At 65.3% G+C, this 16,474-nt stretch carries 14 protein-coding genes; 9 read left to right on the plus strand and 5 right to left on the minus strand.

Going from position 1 to position 16,474, the window contains the following annotated elements:
* Positions 1-85: 85 nt before the first annotated feature.
* Positions 86-1,726, minus strand: a complete 1,641-nt coding sequence (gene groL, locus PKE71_RS16445; protein ID WP_271188097.1) for a chaperonin GroEL — start codon at positions 1,724-1,726, stop codon at positions 86-88.
* 54 nt (positions 1,727-1,780) lie between these two features.
* Positions 1,781-2,071, minus strand: a complete 291-nt coding sequence (gene groES, locus PKE71_RS16450) for a co-chaperone GroES (protein WP_271188098.1) — start codon at positions 2,069-2,071, stop codon at positions 1,781-1,783.
* Between the two features lie 269 nt (positions 2,072-2,340).
* Between groES and PKE71_RS16455 the strand changes: the two genes are divergently transcribed.
* From PKE71_RS16455 to PKE71_RS16465, 3 genes are all read left to right on the plus strand, one after another.
* Positions 2,341-3,012: an OmpA family protein gene (locus PKE71_RS16455; RefSeq protein ID WP_271188099.1), complete on the plus strand. Its 672-nt coding sequence runs from the start codon at positions 2,341-2,343 to the stop codon at positions 3,010-3,012.
* A gap of 272 nt (positions 3,013-3,284) precedes the next feature.
* Complete coding sequence (locus PKE71_RS16460; RefSeq protein ID WP_271188100.1) at positions 3,285-4,502, plus strand: EAL domain-containing protein; 1,218 nt, start codon at positions 3,285-3,287, stop codon at positions 4,500-4,502.
* A gap of 242 nt (positions 4,503-4,744) precedes the next feature.
* Positions 4,745-5,593 (plus strand): TIGR01459 family HAD-type hydrolase, encoded by an 849-nt coding sequence (locus PKE71_RS16465; protein WP_271188101.1) that lies wholly within the window; start codon positions 4,745-4,747, stop codon positions 5,591-5,593.
* A 63-nt stretch (positions 5,594-5,656) separates the two neighbouring features.
* Here PKE71_RS16465 and PKE71_RS16470 read toward each other — a convergent pair whose 3' ends face one another.
* Complete coding sequence (locus PKE71_RS16470) at positions 5,657-6,355, minus strand: protein phosphatase CheZ (RefSeq protein WP_271188102.1); 699 nt, start codon at positions 6,353-6,355, stop codon at positions 5,657-5,659.
* A gap of 51 nt (positions 6,356-6,406) precedes the next feature.
* Positions 6,407-6,793: a response regulator gene (locus PKE71_RS16475; protein WP_271188103.1), complete on the minus strand. Its 387-nt coding sequence runs from the start codon at positions 6,791-6,793 to the stop codon at positions 6,407-6,409.
* A 123-nt stretch (positions 6,794-6,916) separates the two neighbouring features.
* Between PKE71_RS16475 and PKE71_RS16480 the strand changes: the two genes are divergently transcribed.
* The 6 genes from PKE71_RS16480 to mutL all read left to right on the plus strand — a co-directional run bounded on the left by PKE71_RS16480 (position 6,917) and on the right by mutL (position 14,833).
* Positions 6,917-7,360, plus strand: a complete 444-nt coding sequence (locus PKE71_RS16480) for a MaoC family dehydratase (protein ID WP_271188104.1) — start codon at positions 6,917-6,919, stop codon at positions 7,358-7,360.
* Between the two features lie 7 nt (positions 7,361-7,367).
* Positions 7,368-8,312: a bifunctional riboflavin kinase/FAD synthetase gene (locus PKE71_RS16485; protein WP_271188111.1), complete on the plus strand. Its 945-nt coding sequence runs from the start codon at positions 7,368-7,370 to the stop codon at positions 8,310-8,312.
* A gap of 181 nt (positions 8,313-8,493) precedes the next feature.
* Positions 8,494-11,466 (plus strand): isoleucine--tRNA ligase, encoded by a 2,973-nt coding sequence (ileS, locus tag PKE71_RS16490; RefSeq protein ID WP_271188105.1) that lies wholly within the window; start codon positions 8,494-8,496, stop codon positions 11,464-11,466.
* The gene (lspA, locus tag PKE71_RS16495) at positions 11,459-12,058 is read left to right on the plus strand and encodes a signal peptidase II (RefSeq protein ID WP_271188106.1); all 600 of its coding nucleotides are present in this window, start codon (positions 11,459-11,461) and stop codon (positions 12,056-12,058) included. The genes ileS and lspA overlap by 8 nt, the downstream gene beginning before the upstream one ends.
* 74 nt (positions 12,059-12,132) lie before the next feature.
* Complete coding sequence (locus PKE71_RS16500; protein ID WP_271188107.1) at positions 12,133-12,681, plus strand: DUF3035 domain-containing protein; 549 nt, start codon at positions 12,133-12,135, stop codon at positions 12,679-12,681.
* Between the two features lie 259 nt (positions 12,682-12,940).
* Positions 12,941-14,833 (plus strand): DNA mismatch repair endonuclease MutL, encoded by a 1,893-nt coding sequence (gene mutL / locus PKE71_RS16505; RefSeq protein ID WP_271188108.1) that lies wholly within the window; start codon positions 12,941-12,943, stop codon positions 14,831-14,833.
* Positions 14,834-14,941: 108 nt separating this feature from the next.
* On the opposite strand, the gene PKE71_RS16510 is transcribed toward mutL, so the two are convergent.
* Positions 14,942-16,222 (minus strand): cation:proton antiporter, encoded by a 1,281-nt coding sequence (locus PKE71_RS16510; RefSeq protein WP_271188109.1) that lies wholly within the window; start codon positions 16,220-16,222, stop codon positions 14,942-14,944.
* Positions 16,223-16,474: the final 252 nt, after the last annotated feature.

The raw sequence follows: 16,474 nt of genomic DNA on the forward strand, positions 1-16,474 counted from the left end.
CTGGTACGTGTCCCTCGATTCAGCAAAAGAAAAGGCCCGCTCATCCGAGCGGGCCTTCCTTTAAGCGTTCAGCTGAACGGCAAGACTACATCATGCCGCCCATACCGCCCATGCCACCCATGTCCGGCATGCCGGCGCCTTCTTCCTTCGGCGCTTCCGCGACGGCAGCTTCCGTCGTGATCAGCAGCGAAGCGACCGAGGCAGCGTCCTGCAGGGCCGTGCGGACGACCTTGGCCGGGTCGATCACGCCGAAGGCCAGCATGTCGCCGTATTCTTCGGTCTGGGCGTTGAAGCCGAAGGTCGCGCTGGGGTTTTCCATGACCTTGCCGACCACGATCGAGCCTTCGACACCGGAGTTTTCCGAGATCTGGCGGATCGGAGCCTGCAGGGCACGGGCGATGATCGCGATGCCCTGGGTCTGGTCGGCATTGTCGCCTTCCAGGCCGGCCAGCTTGGCCGAGGCTTTCAGCAGGGCGACGCCGCCGCCCGGCACGATGCCTTCTTCCACCGCAGCGCGGGTGGCGTTCAGGGCGTCGTCAACACGGTCCTTCTTCTCTTTCACTTCGATCTCGGTGGCACCGCCGACCTTGATCACGGCCACGCCGCCGGCGAGCTTCGCCAGGCGTTCCTGCAGCTTCTCGCGGTCATAATCGGAGGTGGTTTCCTCGACCTGGCGGCGGATCTGGCTGACGCGCGCCTCGATGTCGGCCTTCGCGCCGGTGCCGTCGACGATCGTCGTGTCATCCTTGGTGATGTTGACGCGCTTGGCCGAGCCCAGCATGTCGAGCGTCACCGTTTCCAGCTTGATGCCGAGGTCTTCGGAGATGACCTGGCCGCCGGTCAGGATAGCGATGTCTTCCAGCATGGCCTTGCGGCGATCGCCGAAGCCCGGAGCCTTCACGGCTGCGATCTTCAGGCCGCCACGCAGCTTGTTGACCACGAGGGTGGCCAGCGCTTCGCCTTCGACGTCTTCCGCGATGATCAGCAGCGGACGGCCGGACTGCACGACCGACTCGAGGATCGGCAGCATCGGCTGCAGCGAGGTCAGCTTCTTTTCGAAGAGCAGGATATAGGGCTCTTCCAGCTCGGCCTGCATCTTGTCGGCATCGGTGATGAAGTAGGGCGACAGGTAGCCGCGGTCGAACTGCATGCCTTCCACGACATCCAGCTCGGTTTCCAGCGACTTGGCTTCTTCGACCGTGATCACGCCTTCATTGCCGACCTTGGCCATGGCCTTGGCGATCATCTCGCCGATTTCCGTGGCGCCGTTGGCGGAGATGGTGCCGACCTGGGCGACTTCGTCAGAGCCCTTGATCGGGGTGGAGACGGCCTTGATTTCCTCGATGACCAGGGCGACGGCCTTGTCGATGCCGCGCTTCAGGTCCATCGGGTTCATGCCGGCGGCAACCGACTTCATGCCTTCGCGGACGATGGACTGGGCCAGGACCGTGGCGGTCGTGGTGCCGTCGCCGGCGACGTCATTGGTCTTGGACGCCACTTCGCGCAGCATTTGCGCGCCCATGTTCTCGAACCTGTCGGCCAGTTCGATTTCCTTGGCGACGGAGACGCCGTCCTTCGTGGTGCGCGGAGCGCCGAAGGATTTCTCGATCACGACATTGCGGCCCTTCGGACCGAGCGTGACCTTCACGGCGTTGGCGAGGATATCGACGCCGCGCAGCATGCGCTCGCGGGCATCGGTACCGAAATGTACGTCTTTAGCAGCCATTGCTTTATTCCTGTGTGTTGGGTGTCTCGAGGGATCTTCGGAAGGGCGGCCGCCTTAGGCGCCCATGATGCCGAGGATGTCGGATTCTTTCATGATCAGGAGTTCTTCGCCGTTCAGCGTGACTTCGGTGCCCGACCACTTGCCGAACAGGACGCGGTCACCGGCCTTCACGTCGAGCGGGCGGACCGTGCCGTCTTCCTTGATCGCGCCACCGCCGACGGCCACGATCTCGCCTTCCTGGGGCTTTTCCTTGGCCGTATCCGGGATGATGATCCCGCCCTTGGTCGTGGACTCTTCTTCGACGCGCTTCACCAGCACGCGGTCGTGCAGAGGACGAAAGGTCATCTTGGTCTATCTCCAAAAAGAGGACTGTGGTTCCTGGCAGGGCCGGGACTTAGCACTCACCCCGGCCGACTGCTAACAGCGGGCAGATAAGGCGCGGGGTGCGAAGCGTCAAGAGGCGCCGATTGCAAAAAATGCGACTGCGCGCAGTGCGGCGCGAACGAATTGCGGTCATCGCGCGTTCATGTGATGGACCATACATCCGACGTTGCAACGCCTGTCACATTTCAGGTTATGATCGCAACCGGTTGCGTAGCTGAGAGGGAAACCCGATGAAACTTCGCACTGCAGTCGTCACGTCCCTGGCGGCGCTGGCGGTAACCGCCTGCACCACCACCGACCCCTATACCGGCGAGACCCGCCCCAACTACACCGGGCGCGGCGTGCTCCTGGGTGCGGCCGCAGGCGCGGCCCTGGGCTATCTCACCAATACCAATGACAGCGAGGAAGGCCGCACCAACGCCCTGATCGGCGCCGGTATCGGCGCGCTGGCCGGTGGTGCCATCGGCAATTACATGGACCGTCAGGAGGCGGCCATGCGCGAGGCGCTGAGCGATACCGGCGTCGGCGTGCGCCGTGAAGGCAATGATCTTCGCCTGATCATGCCGGGCGATGTCACCTTCGCCACCAACTCGGCCGACATCCAGGGCCAGTTCTATGGCATTCTCAGCGATGTCTCGACGGTGCTGAACCGTTATCCGGCGACCTATGTCGACGTGGTCGGCCATGCCGACTCGACCGGTCCGGCGGACTACAACCAGACGCTTTCGGAAAACCGGGCGCTGTCCGTCGCCAACTATCTGATCGCCCAGGGCGTGATGCGCGACCGCTTCTACGTCGCCGGCATGGGCGAGCGCTCGCCGATCGCGTCGAACGACACGCCGTCGGGCCGCCAGCAGAACCGCCGCGTGGAAATCCTAATCCGGCCGCACACGACGTCGTAGGGCGTTGCCGTCTCTCCTCCCCGCGGTCAGCGGGGAGGGGGACCGCGCAGCGGTGGAGGGGCGCCGCGCACCGGCCCACTTCCCCACGTGGTGGGGAAGAAACAACACGGCCCGCTTCGGCGGGCCGTTTTAGTTTATGCATTCCAATAAAGATCAATATGTTGGATAGATGTGCCGGGTCAGGGTTTACCTTCGTTAACCAAACGACAACCGGCAGCGACGCAGATTAACCTTCAAGCATTCGTGACGATTCGCTGCATCGGAAGGCCAGCATGCCCCGCGCGCTCGATATTCTTATCCTCATGACCTACGTCGCCATCGCGACCGTGGCCGCGATCGGTTTCGAGTGGCTCGGCCTGATGTCCGGCATGACCGCCTGGATGATGGGCGCGATCGTGTTCATCGTCGCCGGCATGGCCCATTCCGCAGCGTCGCGCTCGCAGGAGCGTCGCACGCTGGAAAAGGAAATCCACAATCTCAAGGCCTCCAACCTGGCGCTCGCCGAGGAGTTCGAGGCAGCCCAGAAGCGGATCGACGCGATCACCGACGAGCTGCGCGCCGAAGCGGTCGAGCGCGACAATGCGCTGGTGCACGAGGTGAAAGTGCTCGAAGACCTCGTCCGCCGTGTCGGCGGTCCCCGCGAGGTTGGCGCCCGTACCGGTACCGGACAGGCCGCAAGCGGCGGCTCGACCGATATCGACACCGTGCGCGATGCGCTCAGCGCCAACCGGGTCGATCTCTATCTCCAGCCCGTCGTCACCCTGCCGCAGCGCCGCGTCGCCTTTTATGAGGGCTATACCCGGCTGCGCGATGCGACCGGCCGCGTGCTGACACCCGCCTCCTTCATCGCCGCCGCCGAGGAGGCCGGCGTGATGACCGAGGTCGACAATCTCCTCCTGTTCCGATGCGTGCAGATCGTGCGCCGTCTGACCGGCCAGGACCGCAAGGTCGGCATCTTCTGCAATGTCTCGCTGAACTCGCTGTCGGACGAGGACTTCTTCCCCGAATTCCTCGACTTTGTCCGCCAGAACAAGGATCTCTCCGGCTCTCTGATCTTCGAGATCTCCCAGCGTGCCTTCGAGGAGCGCGATGCGATCGCGGCCCGCAACATGGCCCGCATGGCCGATTTCGGTTTCCGCTTCTCCGTCGACCAGATCAATCATGTCGATCTCGACCTGAGCGAGATGGAACGCGCCGGCGTGCGCTTCGTGAAGATCGGCGGCAAGCGCCTGCTCGACGCCATCAATAATTACGAGTCGATCGCCGGCTATGAGGCGGGCTCGATCGCTCACGAGGACCTGGCCGGCCTGTTTGCGCGCCATGGTATCGAGCTGATCGTCGACAAGATCGAGACCGAAAACACGGTCGTCGAAGTCCTCGAACTCGATGTCGCCTACGGTCAGGGCCACCTCTTCGGCGAGCCGCGTCCGGTTCGTGACGACGTGCTGGAAGAGACCGGCCAGCAGCCGGCGGTTCGCCTGGCTGGCTGAGGCCTTCGGGCCGCTCCTTTGCTAGCTTCAGCCCTTTCCCATCGTCATCCCCCGGCTTGTCCGGGGGACCCCGACCAACCGCAGGGCGATATTGCTGCCGCGGCGCGACTTATCTGTTTTCCCACTGGCTAGCAGAGGTCCCCCGGACAAGCCGGGGGATGACGACCGTAGGGAGGCGGATGGAGTCCCGGCAGCGCCAATGCCCGATTGACGCCGGAACTCCCCCCTGCTTCAAGCGCGCCATGACCGGTTTTCCCCGCCTTGGTGCGCTGCGCGATCACTACGATATTCTCTATTGCGACGTCTGGGGCGTGATCCGGGACGGCAAGGCGCTTTTGCCCGAAGCCGTCGAGGCGCTGCAGGCCTTCCGGCGCTCGGGCGGTGCGGTCTGCCTCGTCTCCAATTCGCCGCGCCGCAGCCCCAGCCTGGCGACCATGCTCGCGCAGATGGGCCTGCCGGACGATGCGACCGACGCGATGGTGACCTCCGGCGATGCGATCCGTGCCGAACTCGTCGCGCGCACGCCGGGCCGCGCCTGGCGGATCGGCCCGGACCATGATCTGGGCCTTTATGACGGGCTGGACATCATCTTCACCGATGTCGGCGAGGCCGACTTCATCACCTGCACAGGGCCGGACGACTACTGGAACGGCACGCCGGACGAATATGCCGAACGGCTGGCCGTCGCGCGCGAGCGCGGCCTCGACCTGGTATGCGCCAATCCGGACATCGTGGTGCAGGCGGGTGACCGCCTGATTTTCTGCGCCGGGGCGATTGCACGGCGGTATCGCGAAATGGGCGGGACGAGCGTGGTGGCCGGCAAGCCGCACAAGCCGATCTATGATCTGGCCCGGGCAGCGCTGCAGGAGCGGGGCTTCACGGTCGAGCCGGACCGGGTTCTCGCCATCGGCGATGGGCCGGAAACCGATGTGGCCGGGGCCATCCGTATCGGCGTCGATGCGCTGTTCATTGCCGACGGCATTCTGGGCGCCGACATGAAAAGCGACGGCTTCGATGAAGAAGCCGTCGCCCGCGCACTCGATGAGTATGGCGTCTCGGCGCGATGGCAGGCGCCGAGACTTGTCTGGTAGATCCGGAGCGTTTTCAGCGAAAGCGGGTACCGGTTTCGCGGTTCGAAAACGCGACCGGCAAACCTAGTCGAACAGCGAGTCGATCGAGGACTGGTCGAGATCCGGCGCCGCGCCGCCGGCATCGGCGAACATGGCGTCGATATCGTCCTGGCTCGTTTCCGGACCGCCGATGGCGGGACCGTTGAGCAGGTTCTTCTCGGCCCGGGCCTTTTCGGCCTTCTCGGCTTCGGATTCGTATCCGTCGGCGTCGCGCACGCCCATCACTTCGGCAAAGCGCGAGACGCGGCTTTCCACGTGACGCAGCGAGTTGACGACCTTGGAGACGCGCTGGCCGGCCAGGTCCTGGAAGGAACACGCTTCGATGATCGTCATCATGCGCGCTTCCACATTGGCCCGGTACTCGTCGTAATCCGTGGCGTCCTCGCACAGCACGGCTTCGGCCGCACTCATGATCGTCTCGGTCGCCTTTTCCGTGTCGCCCACGACGGCTTCCAGCTCGACACCGGCCGAGGGGATGCGCTCGGTCTTGATGTCATTGGGGCGCAGGGCGGCGATCTCGTCGCGGGTGCGCGAGATATAGTCGGCGATATAATTGAATTCCTGACAGATCGACTGGTCGAGAGAGCTGAAGAACAGCTTCATCGTGTCCGTCAGCTGGTGAGCCAGCTTCAGGACTTCCATGATCTGTGCGTCCTTCAGGTCGCTGGCTTTCAGGGAAGCCAGGGACGTGCGGACTTGCGCAGCAACATTGGCGGCGGGCATGGGGCCCTCCTTCCTTGGGGTCTCGATCGGCGAAGGGGCGGTCATGGACTCCTAGAAGTCGCCGAGCACCGCGGACATCTTCGCCTTCAGCGTACCGGCGTTGAAGGGTTTCACGATGTAGTTGTTCACACCGGCGCGCTTGGCCGCGACCACGTTCTCGGTCTTGGACTCTGCGGTCACCATGATGAAGGGGGTCGCCTTCATGGACTCGTCGGCCCGGACCTTCTGAAGCAGCTCGTAGCCGGTCATCGGTTCCATATTCCAGTCGGAAATAACCAGACCGTACTTGTTCTTCTGCATCTTCTCATACGCTTCCTGGCCGTCAGAGGCCTCGTCCACGTTTTCGAAGCCAATCTGCTTGAGCAGGTTGCGAATGATACGGATCATGGTCTTGTAGTCGTCCACAACCAGGATCGGCATCGTCATCTCGACAGCCATGCGTAGTCTCCATCCACTCGGTGCGTTACACTAGGGTGACAGCTTGTTCTGCCGTCTTCAGCGAGGACCCTAGACAATCGCCGATAAAAATCGGTTAAAGCGGTTGCAAAGAGGGAGTCGCTCATGGCGGAAGTGCTCGGTATCGCTCTGGAAGAAATGGAAATTGGCCAATCGGCAGAGGCGGTTAGAACCGTCACAGAGGCCGATCTGGACATGTTTGCCAAGGTCTCCGGCGACTATAATCCCGTGCATATGGATGAAGAATTCGCCCGCGCGACGCCGTTCCGCGGCCGGATCGCGCACGGTGCACTGGTCGCATCCTATATTTCCGGCGTGCTCGGAAACGAGCTGCCCGGACCGGGCGCGATCTTCCTCGGTCTCAATATGCGCTTCTTCCATCCCGTGCGGATCGGCGACGAGGTGACCACCCGGGTTTCGGTGAAATCCGTCGACCTGAAGGCCCGCAAGGCCGTCATGGAGTGCGTGTGCCAGGTCAAAGGCAATGTGACCATGCAGGCCGAGGCCGAGGTCATGGTCCGCAAGCGCCGGCGCAAGACAGCGGACTGATCGATTGATGCAGGTCGTCCACGGTTTCACATCCATTCCCGAAGACGCCCGCGGTTCGGTGATCGCGCTGGGCAATTTCGATGGCGTGCATCAGGGGCACCGGCATGTCATCGCGCTGGCGCGCGATCTGGCGGACGGGACAGGCGGCGAACTCGGCGTCGCCCTGTTCGATCCGCATCCGCGCCGCTTCTTCGCGCCCGAAGCGCCGGCCTTTCGCCTGATGAGTGCGCACCGCCGCAATCTCACGCTGGAAGCGCTGGGCGTGAAGCGTCTGCATATCCTGCCCTTCGATGCGGCCATGGCGAAGATGACGCCGCGGCAATTCGTCGAGACGGTGCTGGTCGAGGGCCTCGGCGTGAAGGGTGTCGTCACCGGCGCCGATTTCCGCTTCGGTGCGGGACGCGCCGGCTCGACCGGCGACCTGGAGCGCCTGTGTGCGGAACACGGCATCCGCACGTCCTTTGCCGAACTGCACGGCAATGGTGCCGACAAGGTCTCCTCGACCCGGATCCGCAAGGCCATTCTCGATGGCGACATGAAAGCCGCCGAGACGCTGCTGGGCGCCCCCTGGGCTGTCGAGGGCGTCGTGAAGCATGGCGATGCACGCGGCCGCACCATCGGTTTTCCGACCGCCAATCTGACCCTGGGCGATTATGCGCGCCCGGCCTATGGCGTCTACGCCGTGCGGGCCGGGATCGATGGCGAGACGCCGGCGCGGCCGGGTGTCGCCAATTTCGGCAAGCGGCCGACGGTCGATGGCGCCACTGAATTGCTGGAAATCCACCTCTTCGATTTTGCCGGCGATCTCTACGACAAGACGCTGGAGGTCGAGTTCCACGAATTCCTGCGACCGGAACGCCGCTTCGACGGGATCGAGGCGCTCAAGGACCAGATCGCGAAAGATGCCCAGGCCGCGCGGGCGGCGCTGACCGACGCGTCTGGACCGGCCTGACAGGCTCTGTTACACGCCATGACCATGGTCTGCACACATGTGTTCATACGCCGCGCGGCGCTGATGCCGTCGCCGACGACGGGGCGAATTACCGGCCCGGGCCGCGAGGAATAGATCCGAGCGGTGCCGGGATATGTCCTGCCTTGACCCCTAGACGATCCAGACCGCAAGGACCGATCCGATGACGGATACCCCCGCCGAAACCGGCAATGAGACCGCTTCCCGCGACTATCGCGAAACGCTTTTCCTCCCGACCACCGACTTTCCCATGCGCGCCGGCCTGCCGCAGCGCGAACCGGAATGGCTGGAACGCTGGGGCAAGCTCGACCTGTACCGCAAGATGCGTCAACGCGCCGAAGGCCGCGAACGCTTCGTGCTGCATGACGGCCCGCCCTATGCGAACGGCCACATCCATATCGGCACCGGCCAGAACAAGATCCTCAAGGATATCGTTGTCCGTTCGCACCAGATGATGGGCTTCGACGCGCCGTATCGTCCGGGCTGGGACTGTCACGGCCTGCCGATCGAATGGAAGGTCGAGCAGAATTTCCGCGCCAAGGGCCGCAACAAGGACGATATCCCGGTCAAGGAATTCCGCGCCGAATGCCGCGCCTATGCCGAGGAATGGGTGGGCGTGCAGTCCGGCGAGTTCCAGCGTCTGGGCGTGTCGGGCGAGTGGGACGATCCCTATCTGACCATGTCTTTTGACGCCGAAGCGGCAATCGTCGCCGAATTCCTGAAATTCGCCGAGCAGGGGCTGGTGTATTGCGGCTCGGCGCCGGTGATGTGGTCGCCGGTCGAACAGACCGCGCTGGCCGAGGCCGAGGTCGAGTATCACGACAAGATCTCCACCACGATCCACGTCAAATTCCCGCTGCGCGGCGTGCGCAAGGACGGCACCGCCATCCCGAGGGACTGCATCGGCGCACATGTGGTGATCTGGACCACCACGCCCTGGACGATCCCGGGCAACCGCGCCATCTGCTTCTCGCCCGAGATCCGCTACGGCCTCTACAAGGTGACCGGCGTCGAGGCCGAGGGTTTCACCCCCTGGGCCATGCCCGGCGATACGCTGATCGTCGCCGATGCGCTGTGGGACGAAACGGCGAAGGCCGCCAATATCGTCGGCTGGGACCGGCTGGAAACCGTCGACCCGGCCGGTTTCGTCTGCTCGCACCCGCTGGCCGAGGCCGACCGCTACTGGAATTATCCGGTGCCGCTGCTGCCGGGCGAACATGTCACCGACGAGGCCGGTACCGGCTTCGTGCACACCGCGCCCAGCCATGGTGCGGAAGACTATGCCGCCTGGATGGACTTCCCGGAATGGCATGACAAGCACGAGGCCGTGCCGCACATCGTCGGTCCGGACGGCGCCTATTACGACCACATCCCGCTGTTCGCCGGCCTGCACATCATTCGCCTGGACGGCAAGAAGCAGGGCCAGGACGGTCCGGCCAACAAGGCCGTGATGGACAAGCTCATCGAGCTGAACATGCTGCTGGCGCGCGGGCGGCTGGAGCACTCCTATCCGCATTCCTGGCGCTCCAAGGCACCGGTCATCTTCCGCAACACGCCGCAATGGTTCGTCGCCATCGACCGGCCGATGAAGTCCGGCGGCACGCTGCGCGAAAAGGCGCTGGGGGCCATTGCCGAGACTGGCTGGACGCCGAAGGCGGCGGAGAACCGTATCCGCTCCATGGTCGAACAGCGGCCGGACTGGCTCGTCTCGCGCCAGCGCGCCTGGGGCGTGCCGCTGACCCTGTTCGTGGAGAAGGGCACCACGCGCGTGCTCAATGATCACAAGGTCAATGCGCGCATCGTCAAGGCGGTTGCGGAAGACGGCGCCGATGCCTGGTTCGAACGGCCGGCTTCCGAATTCCTCGGCGACGAATACGCGGCCGATGACTACGAGAAGGTCACCGACATCCTCGATGTCTGGTTCGACAGTGGCTGCACCCACGCCTTCGCGCTGGAGCCGCGGGCGGACCAGAAATGGCCGGCCGATCTCTATCTGGAAGGTTCCGACCAGCACCGCGGCTGGTTCCAGTCCTCGCTGCTGCAAAGCTGCGGCACGCGCGGCCGGGCGCCCTACGACAATGTGCTCACCCATGGTTTCGTGATGGCCGGCGACGGACGCAAGATGTCCAAATCGCTCGGCAATACGCTCGCGCCGAACGAGATCGCGAGGAAGTACGGCATCGAGATCATGCGCCTGTGGGTCGCGGCCCAGGACTTCACCGACGATCTGCGCATCTCCGAGGAGATCCTGCAGACCTCGGTCGATGCCTATCGCAAGATGCGCAACACGCTGCGCTACCTGCTCGGCGCGCTGCACGGCTATGACGAGACGGTGGAGCACCTGCCGCTCGAGCGCATGCCCTCGCTGGAACGCTGGGTGCTGCACCGGCTGCAGGAACTCGATGGTGTGGTGAAGGCAGGCTACGCCGCCTACGACTTCAAGAAAGTCTATTCGGCGCTGTTCAATTTCTGTGTCGTCGACCTGTCGGCCTTCTATCTCGATGTGCGCAAGGACAGCCTGTATTGCGACCGTCCGGACGCCGACCGCCGCCGCGCCTGCCGCACGGTGATGCACGAGGTCTTCATGCGCCTGACCGCCTGGCTGGCGCCGATCATGCCCTTCACCATGGAAGAGGTCTGGCTGTCACGCTTCCCGTCCGAGGATGACAGCGTGCACCTGCGCACCTTCCCGAAAACGCCGCAGGACTGGCACAATGGCGCGCTGGCCGAGAACTGGCGCACCCTGCGCCGCCTGCGCCGTGTGGTGACGGGCGCGCTGGAAGTCGAACGCCGCGAAAAGCGCATCGGCTCCAGCCTCGAGGCCGCACCGCGGGTCTATGTCGCCGATCCGGCCTATCGCGCGGCGATGAAGGCCGAGGCGCCGGGCGATATCGACGATTTCCTCGCCGAGATCGCCATTACCAGCCAGGCTGTCCTGATCGACGGGGCTGCGCCGGAGGGAGCCTTCCGCATCGACGATATCGCGGACATCGCCGTCGTGCCGGGCCGCGCCGAAGGCGGCAAGTGTGCCCGCTCGTGGAAATATTCCACGCAGATCGGTGCGGACAAGCGCTATCCGGAACTCTCGCCGCGCGATGCCGATGCGGTGGCCTACTGGGACGCGACGCATGGCTGATCTTTGGGGTGAAATCCGGCGTCGCGCGACGGCGTCGCCGGCGCCCCGGATCGGGCTGGGCCTGGCCGTTCTCATCATCGTTCTGGACCAGATCAGCAAATGGCTGGTCCTCAACGTGCTGCACTTCTCGCCGCCGGGCTGTCTGGAATTCCAGCGGGCCAGCGGTGTCGAACGCATCGCTCTGCCCAATACCTGCGGTCATATCGAACTCTCGCCCGTCTTCGACCTCACCATGGTGTGGAACAAGGGGGTGAGTTTCGGCCTGTTCGGCGCCGACGGCCCGCTCGGCCGCTTCATCCTGGTGGCGTTTTCGATTGCGGTTGCCTGTCTCCTGATCGCCGGACTTCTGGGCTATGGCCCGGTCAAGGCGGCGCGCCGGCTGCAGGCGGTCGCCTTCGGCTTCATCATCGGCGGCGCGATCGGCAATGCTGTCGACCGGACGCTCTATGGCGCCGTCGTCGACTTCCTCAATTTTTCCGACGTCTACTTCCCCTATGTCTTCAATATTGCCGATGTCGGCATCAATCTGGGCGTCGCCGCCGTCATTCTCGACGTTCTTCTCAACGACCGGAAAGACCGCGCGGTAAGATAGGGTGGCAAGCGGGGTGGAGATGAACGCCGCTCTTCGCTAAAACAGGGTTCACGATTTTACGGAGCTTCGTCGAGATGCGTTTGCGTACTGCTCTTCTGGTGGCCTCGACCGCCGCTTTCGCCCTTACCGGCTGTTCCGGCGTCCGTTCGGCGCTGGGTGCCAACAAGGTCACGCCGGACGAATTCCGCACGGTCACGATCGCACCGCTGACGGTGCCGCCGGAATACAATCTGCGCCCGCCGGCCCCCGGCCAGCCGCGCCCGGACGAGATCTATCCGGACCAGCAGGCGCGCGCCGCGCTGCTCGGCTCTGCCGGTGCATTTGAAGGTTCCGACGCCGAAGCCCTCCTTGTCGCCCGCGCCGGCGGTGGCGCAGCCGATCCCTTCATCCGCTCGATCATCGACGGTGAAGAGGCCAGCATCGTGCGCAAGTCGCGCAGCTTTGCCGACCGCATCCTGTTCTGGCGTGATGGCGAATACGCCCCGCCGCCGGATGTCGACGCCACGCCGCTCGACCCCGAGCACGAGGCCGAACGCCAGGAGCGGATCCAGAACGTCACCGGCGGCGGCAATGTCGAAATCGAACGCGACCGCCGCCTCCTGCCGAAGCTGCCGGGGCTTTAGGACGACACATCTCGCAGTTTCCCCGGACCTGTTCCGGGGCCTGCCCGAGTTGACGAGAGACACCGGTGCCGGTCCCGGCGCCGGTGTTTCTTGTTCACCTTCGTGAAAACGCGCCCGCGCTACCACACCCCGGAACAGGTGTTCAGCCCGGGGACATGGCTGACACCTTGTTCAGCCCGGGGAAAATACTACGGGTGGAGCGCGAAATTGCCCATGCCCCGCCCTTGACCGACTCGGGCGGCGTGCCGACCTTGGTGCCATGTCCCTGACCGCTTCCAAGCCGATCATCCGCCGCCTGCCGCCGGAAACCGTCAACCGCATCGCCGCCGGCGAGGTGGTCGAGCGGCCGGCCTCCGTGGTCAAGGAACTCGCCGAGAATGCGCTGGACGCCGGGGCGACGCGGATCGACATCGCCGCCGAGGGTGGCGGTCTGGTGCGTCTCGTGATCGAGGATGACGGCAAGGGGATGAGCGAGGCCGAGCTCGCCCTGTGCATCGAACGCCACGCCACCTCGAAACTGCCCGTCGGCGAGGACGGGCGCGACGATCTTCTCAATATCGGCACCATGGGCTTTCGCGGCGAGGCGCTGCCCTCGATCGGCTCCATTGCGCGCCTGTCCATCACCAGCCAGGCGAAGGGCGAGGGCGATGCCTTCACCATCGGTGTCGAGGGCGGCCAGACCCATGGCACCGCCCCGGCGGCACCGCTGGGCCGTGGCGGCACGCGGATCGAGGTGCGCGATCTTTTCTACGCCACGCCGGCGCGGCTGAAATTCCTCAAGAGCGAGCGCTCGGAAAACCAGGCCATCACCGATGTGGTCAAACGCCTGGCCATGTCGCGGCCGGATGTCGGCTTCCACCTCACCCTCGACGGGCGCAAGCGTTTCGGTGTCGCCGCCGAGCGCGGCGATGAGGCCGAGGCGGGCAAGGCGCGCATGTCGGCCATGCTCGGCGCCGATTTCGGCGATAATGCGCTGGCGGTCGACCAGGAGCGCGAGGGCGTGCGCGTGCACGGTTTTGCCAGCCTGCCCACCTTCTCGCGCGGCTCCGCCCAGCACCAGTATCTCTTCGTCAATGGCCGGCCGGTACGCGACAAGCTGCTGCACGGTGCCATCCGCGGCGCCTACCAGGACTTCCTCGCCCGCGACCGGCATCCCGTCGTGGCGCTGAATGTCGACCTGCCGACGCATCTGGTCGACGTCAATGTCCATCCGGCCAAGGCCGAGGTGCGCTTCCGCGATGCCGGACTGGTGCGCGGCCTGATCGTCGGCTCTCTCCGCCATGCGCTGGCTGCCGCCGGCCACCGGGCCTCGACCACTGTCGCCGGCTTCGCGCTGGGGCGGGTGCGTCCGGAAGGGGCGCCGCCGCCGGGCCAGCCCTACCAGTCCGCCGCGCATCATGTCGCTGCCTGGGGCCGCCCGCCGGCGCCCGCCGAGCCCGTCCAGGGCCAGGTTTTCGATCCGGGCATGTCGGCCCGTGTCGAACCCGATGCGCCCTGGTCCTCACCATCTGCACCGGAGCCGGGTCTCGAGGTCGCCGAGCACCAGGCCCAGGCCGCCGCGCCGTCGCCGGACTGGCCGCTCGGCATCGCCCGCGCGCAATTGCACGAGACCTATGTCGTCGCCCAGACGCGCGACGGCATTGTTATCGTCGACCAGCACGCCGCCCATGAACGCCTTGTCTATGAGCGCATGAAAAAGATGATCGCGGAAACCGGGGTACAGCGTCAGCAATTGCTGGTGCCCGAGATCGTCGATCTCGACGAGGCCGAGGTCCGCCGCATTCTCGAACGCGCCGAAGAGCTGGAAGAGCTGGGCCTCGTGGTCGAGTCCTTCGGTCCGGGCGCTGTCGCGGTGCGCGAAACGCCGGCCCTTCTCAAACGCCTCGACGTGCAGGGCCTGATCCGCGACCTCGCCGACGATCTGGCGGAAACCGACCAGGCCCTGTCGCTGAAGGAAAAGCTGGAAGACGTCGTCGGCACCATGGCCTGCCACGGCTCCGTCCGCTCCGGCCGCCGCCTCACCGGGGAGGAAATGAACGCTCTCCTGCGCGAAATGGAGGCCACCCCCCATTCCGGCCAGTGCAATCACGGCCGCCCCACCTATGTCGAACTGAAACTCGCCGACATCGAACGCCTGTTCGGGCGGCGGTAGGCAAAATCAGGGCTCGCCCCGCTTGCGGGGGAGCTGTCCGCGAAGCGGACTGAGGGGGGCGGCGCATAAGCGCCGCGGAGCGCGAAGCGCGCACTAGAAAAGCGCGCACTAGAACCGTGAGCGCTTCAGATCCGAACCGTGCTCCACCTGCGCGAATTCGGCCAGGGCGTCGCGGTCGCCGCGGGCGTCCAGCCGGCGGGCATAGAGGGCGGCCAGCGGCCCTGCGCTCAGCCCGTGCAGGATGATGCTCAGCCCCACCGTGATCGAGACCGCCGCGACCAGCGGGGCTGCGTCGCTGCTGCCCAGCCGGCCTTCCACGATCAGTGCGAAGACGATCGAGGCGAGGCCGCGCGGGCCGAACCAGCCGAAGAAAAGCCGGGTACTGGTCAGAAGGCCCGTTCCGGTGAGGCTCAGCCAGATCGCCAGGGGGCGCACCAGGACAAGGCTGACGAGGGCATAGGCCACAGCGCGCCAGTCCGGCGCTTCCAGCGCATCGGGCAGGAGGATGGCGCCGAAGATCACGAAAGTGATGAGGGCCAGCAATTGCCCCTCGGTCTCGCCGAAGGAGATCACGGGCTGGCGGGCGCGCCGGGCAAACCGTCCGAAGGCCATGCCGCCGGTGAAGGCGGCGATGAAGCCATTGCCGCCGATCAGGCTGGCCCCGGCATAGGCCGCGACCGCCAGGGCGACGGCGCTGAGACGCTCGAACACCTTGTCCATCTCGCCGGCTTTCACCGCGCGCTCGACCAGGCGCCCGCCCAGCCCGCCGGCGGCAAGGCCGACCAGAACGCCCAGCCCGATCTGGGCCAGCAGGAAGCCGGACCAGTGCGCCAGCGGATGGCTGTCCGGGGTCTCGGCCGACGCCCCCGCCAGCGCCAGGAAGATGAAGACCAGCGGCAGGGCGAGCCCGTCATTCAGCCCGCTCTCGGCATTGATTGTCTGTTTGATCCGCACCGGCAGCCGCTCGTCGACCAGCACCGAGCGCGCCAGCGCCGCATCGGTCGGCGCCAGCATGGTTGCCAGGAGGGCCGCCTGCCACAGGTCGAGATCCGGCAGCAAGACAAGCGCCGCCCCCGTCCCGATCAGCACGGCCAGCGGGATGCCGATCAGCAGCATGCGCGCCGGTACGGCCTGATCGGCATGCAGGAGCCGCAGATCGATCCCGGCCGCGTCCGCAAACAGCACCAGCACAAGGGTCAGCTCGGCCAGCACCGCGATCTGGTGCGAGGCGATATTGACATCGAACAGGTCGAGCGCGGCCGTGCCGATCAGCACGCCCAGTGCAGCAAACACGATCGGCGCCGTCAGACTGATCCGGCGCAGATGCCGCGCCACCAGGCCGTAACCCAGTATGGCCAGCGCGATCAGGAGCAGGGCAGGCGATTCCATAGCTCAAGGTTAGCGCGCGGAATGAACAGCGTCTTCCTTCTCCCTTTTTGGCGATGAGGAGCGCTCTTCCCCTGAACAACACCCCGTTTTTCCCGGAAGCGCGCAGCGCTGTCCGGGACCGACTGGAAGCGGCTCACGCTTCACGTTGCCCGGTCGGTCCCGGATCTGCGGCCCGCTTCTGCGGGCCTTCGTCCGGGAAAAATTTGGAGGGTGGAAGACAGAGTGAGAGCGCCGCACCAAACACCGTCACCC

The organism is Maricaulis virginensis (assembly GCF_027922185.1).
Taxonomy (GTDB): Bacteria; Pseudomonadota; Alphaproteobacteria; order Caulobacterales; family Maricaulaceae; genus Maricaulis; species Maricaulis virginensis.

Excerpts from the sequence above, each read along its gene's own strand:
- PKE71_RS16465 (WP_271188101.1), top strand. The coding sequence starts at position 4,745 with ATGACCGGTTTTCCCCGCCTTGGTGCGCTGCGCGATCACTACGATATT.
- PKE71_RS16485 (WP_271188111.1), top strand. The coding sequence starts at position 7,368 with ATGCAGGTCGTCCACGGTTTCACATCCATTCCCGAAGACGCCCGCGGT.
- groL (WP_271188097.1), bottom strand. The coding sequence starts at position 1,726 with ATGGCTGCTAAAGACGTACATTTCGGTACCGATGCCCGCGAGCGCATG.
- PKE71_RS16480 (WP_271188104.1), top strand. The coding sequence starts at position 6,917 with ATGGCGGAAGTGCTCGGTATCGCTCTGGAAGAAATGGAAATTGGCCAA.
- ileS (WP_271188105.1), top strand. The coding sequence starts at position 8,494 with ATGACGGATACCCCCGCCGAAACCGGCAATGAGACCGCTTCCCGCGAC.
- PKE71_RS16500 (WP_271188107.1), top strand. The coding sequence starts at position 12,133 with ATGCGTTTGCGTACTGCTCTTCTGGTGGCCTCGACCGCCGCTTTCGCC.
- PKE71_RS16460 (WP_271188100.1), top strand. The coding sequence starts at position 3,285 with ATGCCCCGCGCGCTCGATATTCTTATCCTCATGACCTACGTCGCCATC.
- groES (WP_271188098.1), bottom strand. The coding sequence starts at position 2,071 with ATGACCTTTCGTCCTCTGCACGACCGCGTGCTGGTGAAGCGCGTCGAA.
- PKE71_RS16510 (WP_271188109.1), bottom strand. The coding sequence starts at position 16,222 with ATGGAATCGCCTGCCCTGCTCCTGATCGCGCTGGCCATACTGGGTTAC.
- lspA (WP_271188106.1), top strand. The coding sequence starts at position 11,459 with ATGGCTGATCTTTGGGGTGAAATCCGGCGTCGCGCGACGGCGTCGCCG.
- PKE71_RS16470 (WP_271188102.1), bottom strand. The coding sequence starts at position 6,355 with ATGCCCGCCGCCAATGTTGCTGCGCAAGTCCGCACGTCCCTGGCTTCC.
- PKE71_RS16455 (WP_271188099.1), top strand. The coding sequence starts at position 2,341 with ATGAAACTTCGCACTGCAGTCGTCACGTCCCTGGCGGCGCTGGCGGTA.
- mutL (WP_271188108.1), top strand. The coding sequence starts at position 12,941 with ATGTCCCTGACCGCTTCCAAGCCGATCATCCGCCGCCTGCCGCCGGAA.
- PKE71_RS16475 (WP_271188103.1), bottom strand. The coding sequence starts at position 6,793 with ATGGCTGTCGAGATGACGATGCCGATCCTGGTTGTGGACGACTACAAG.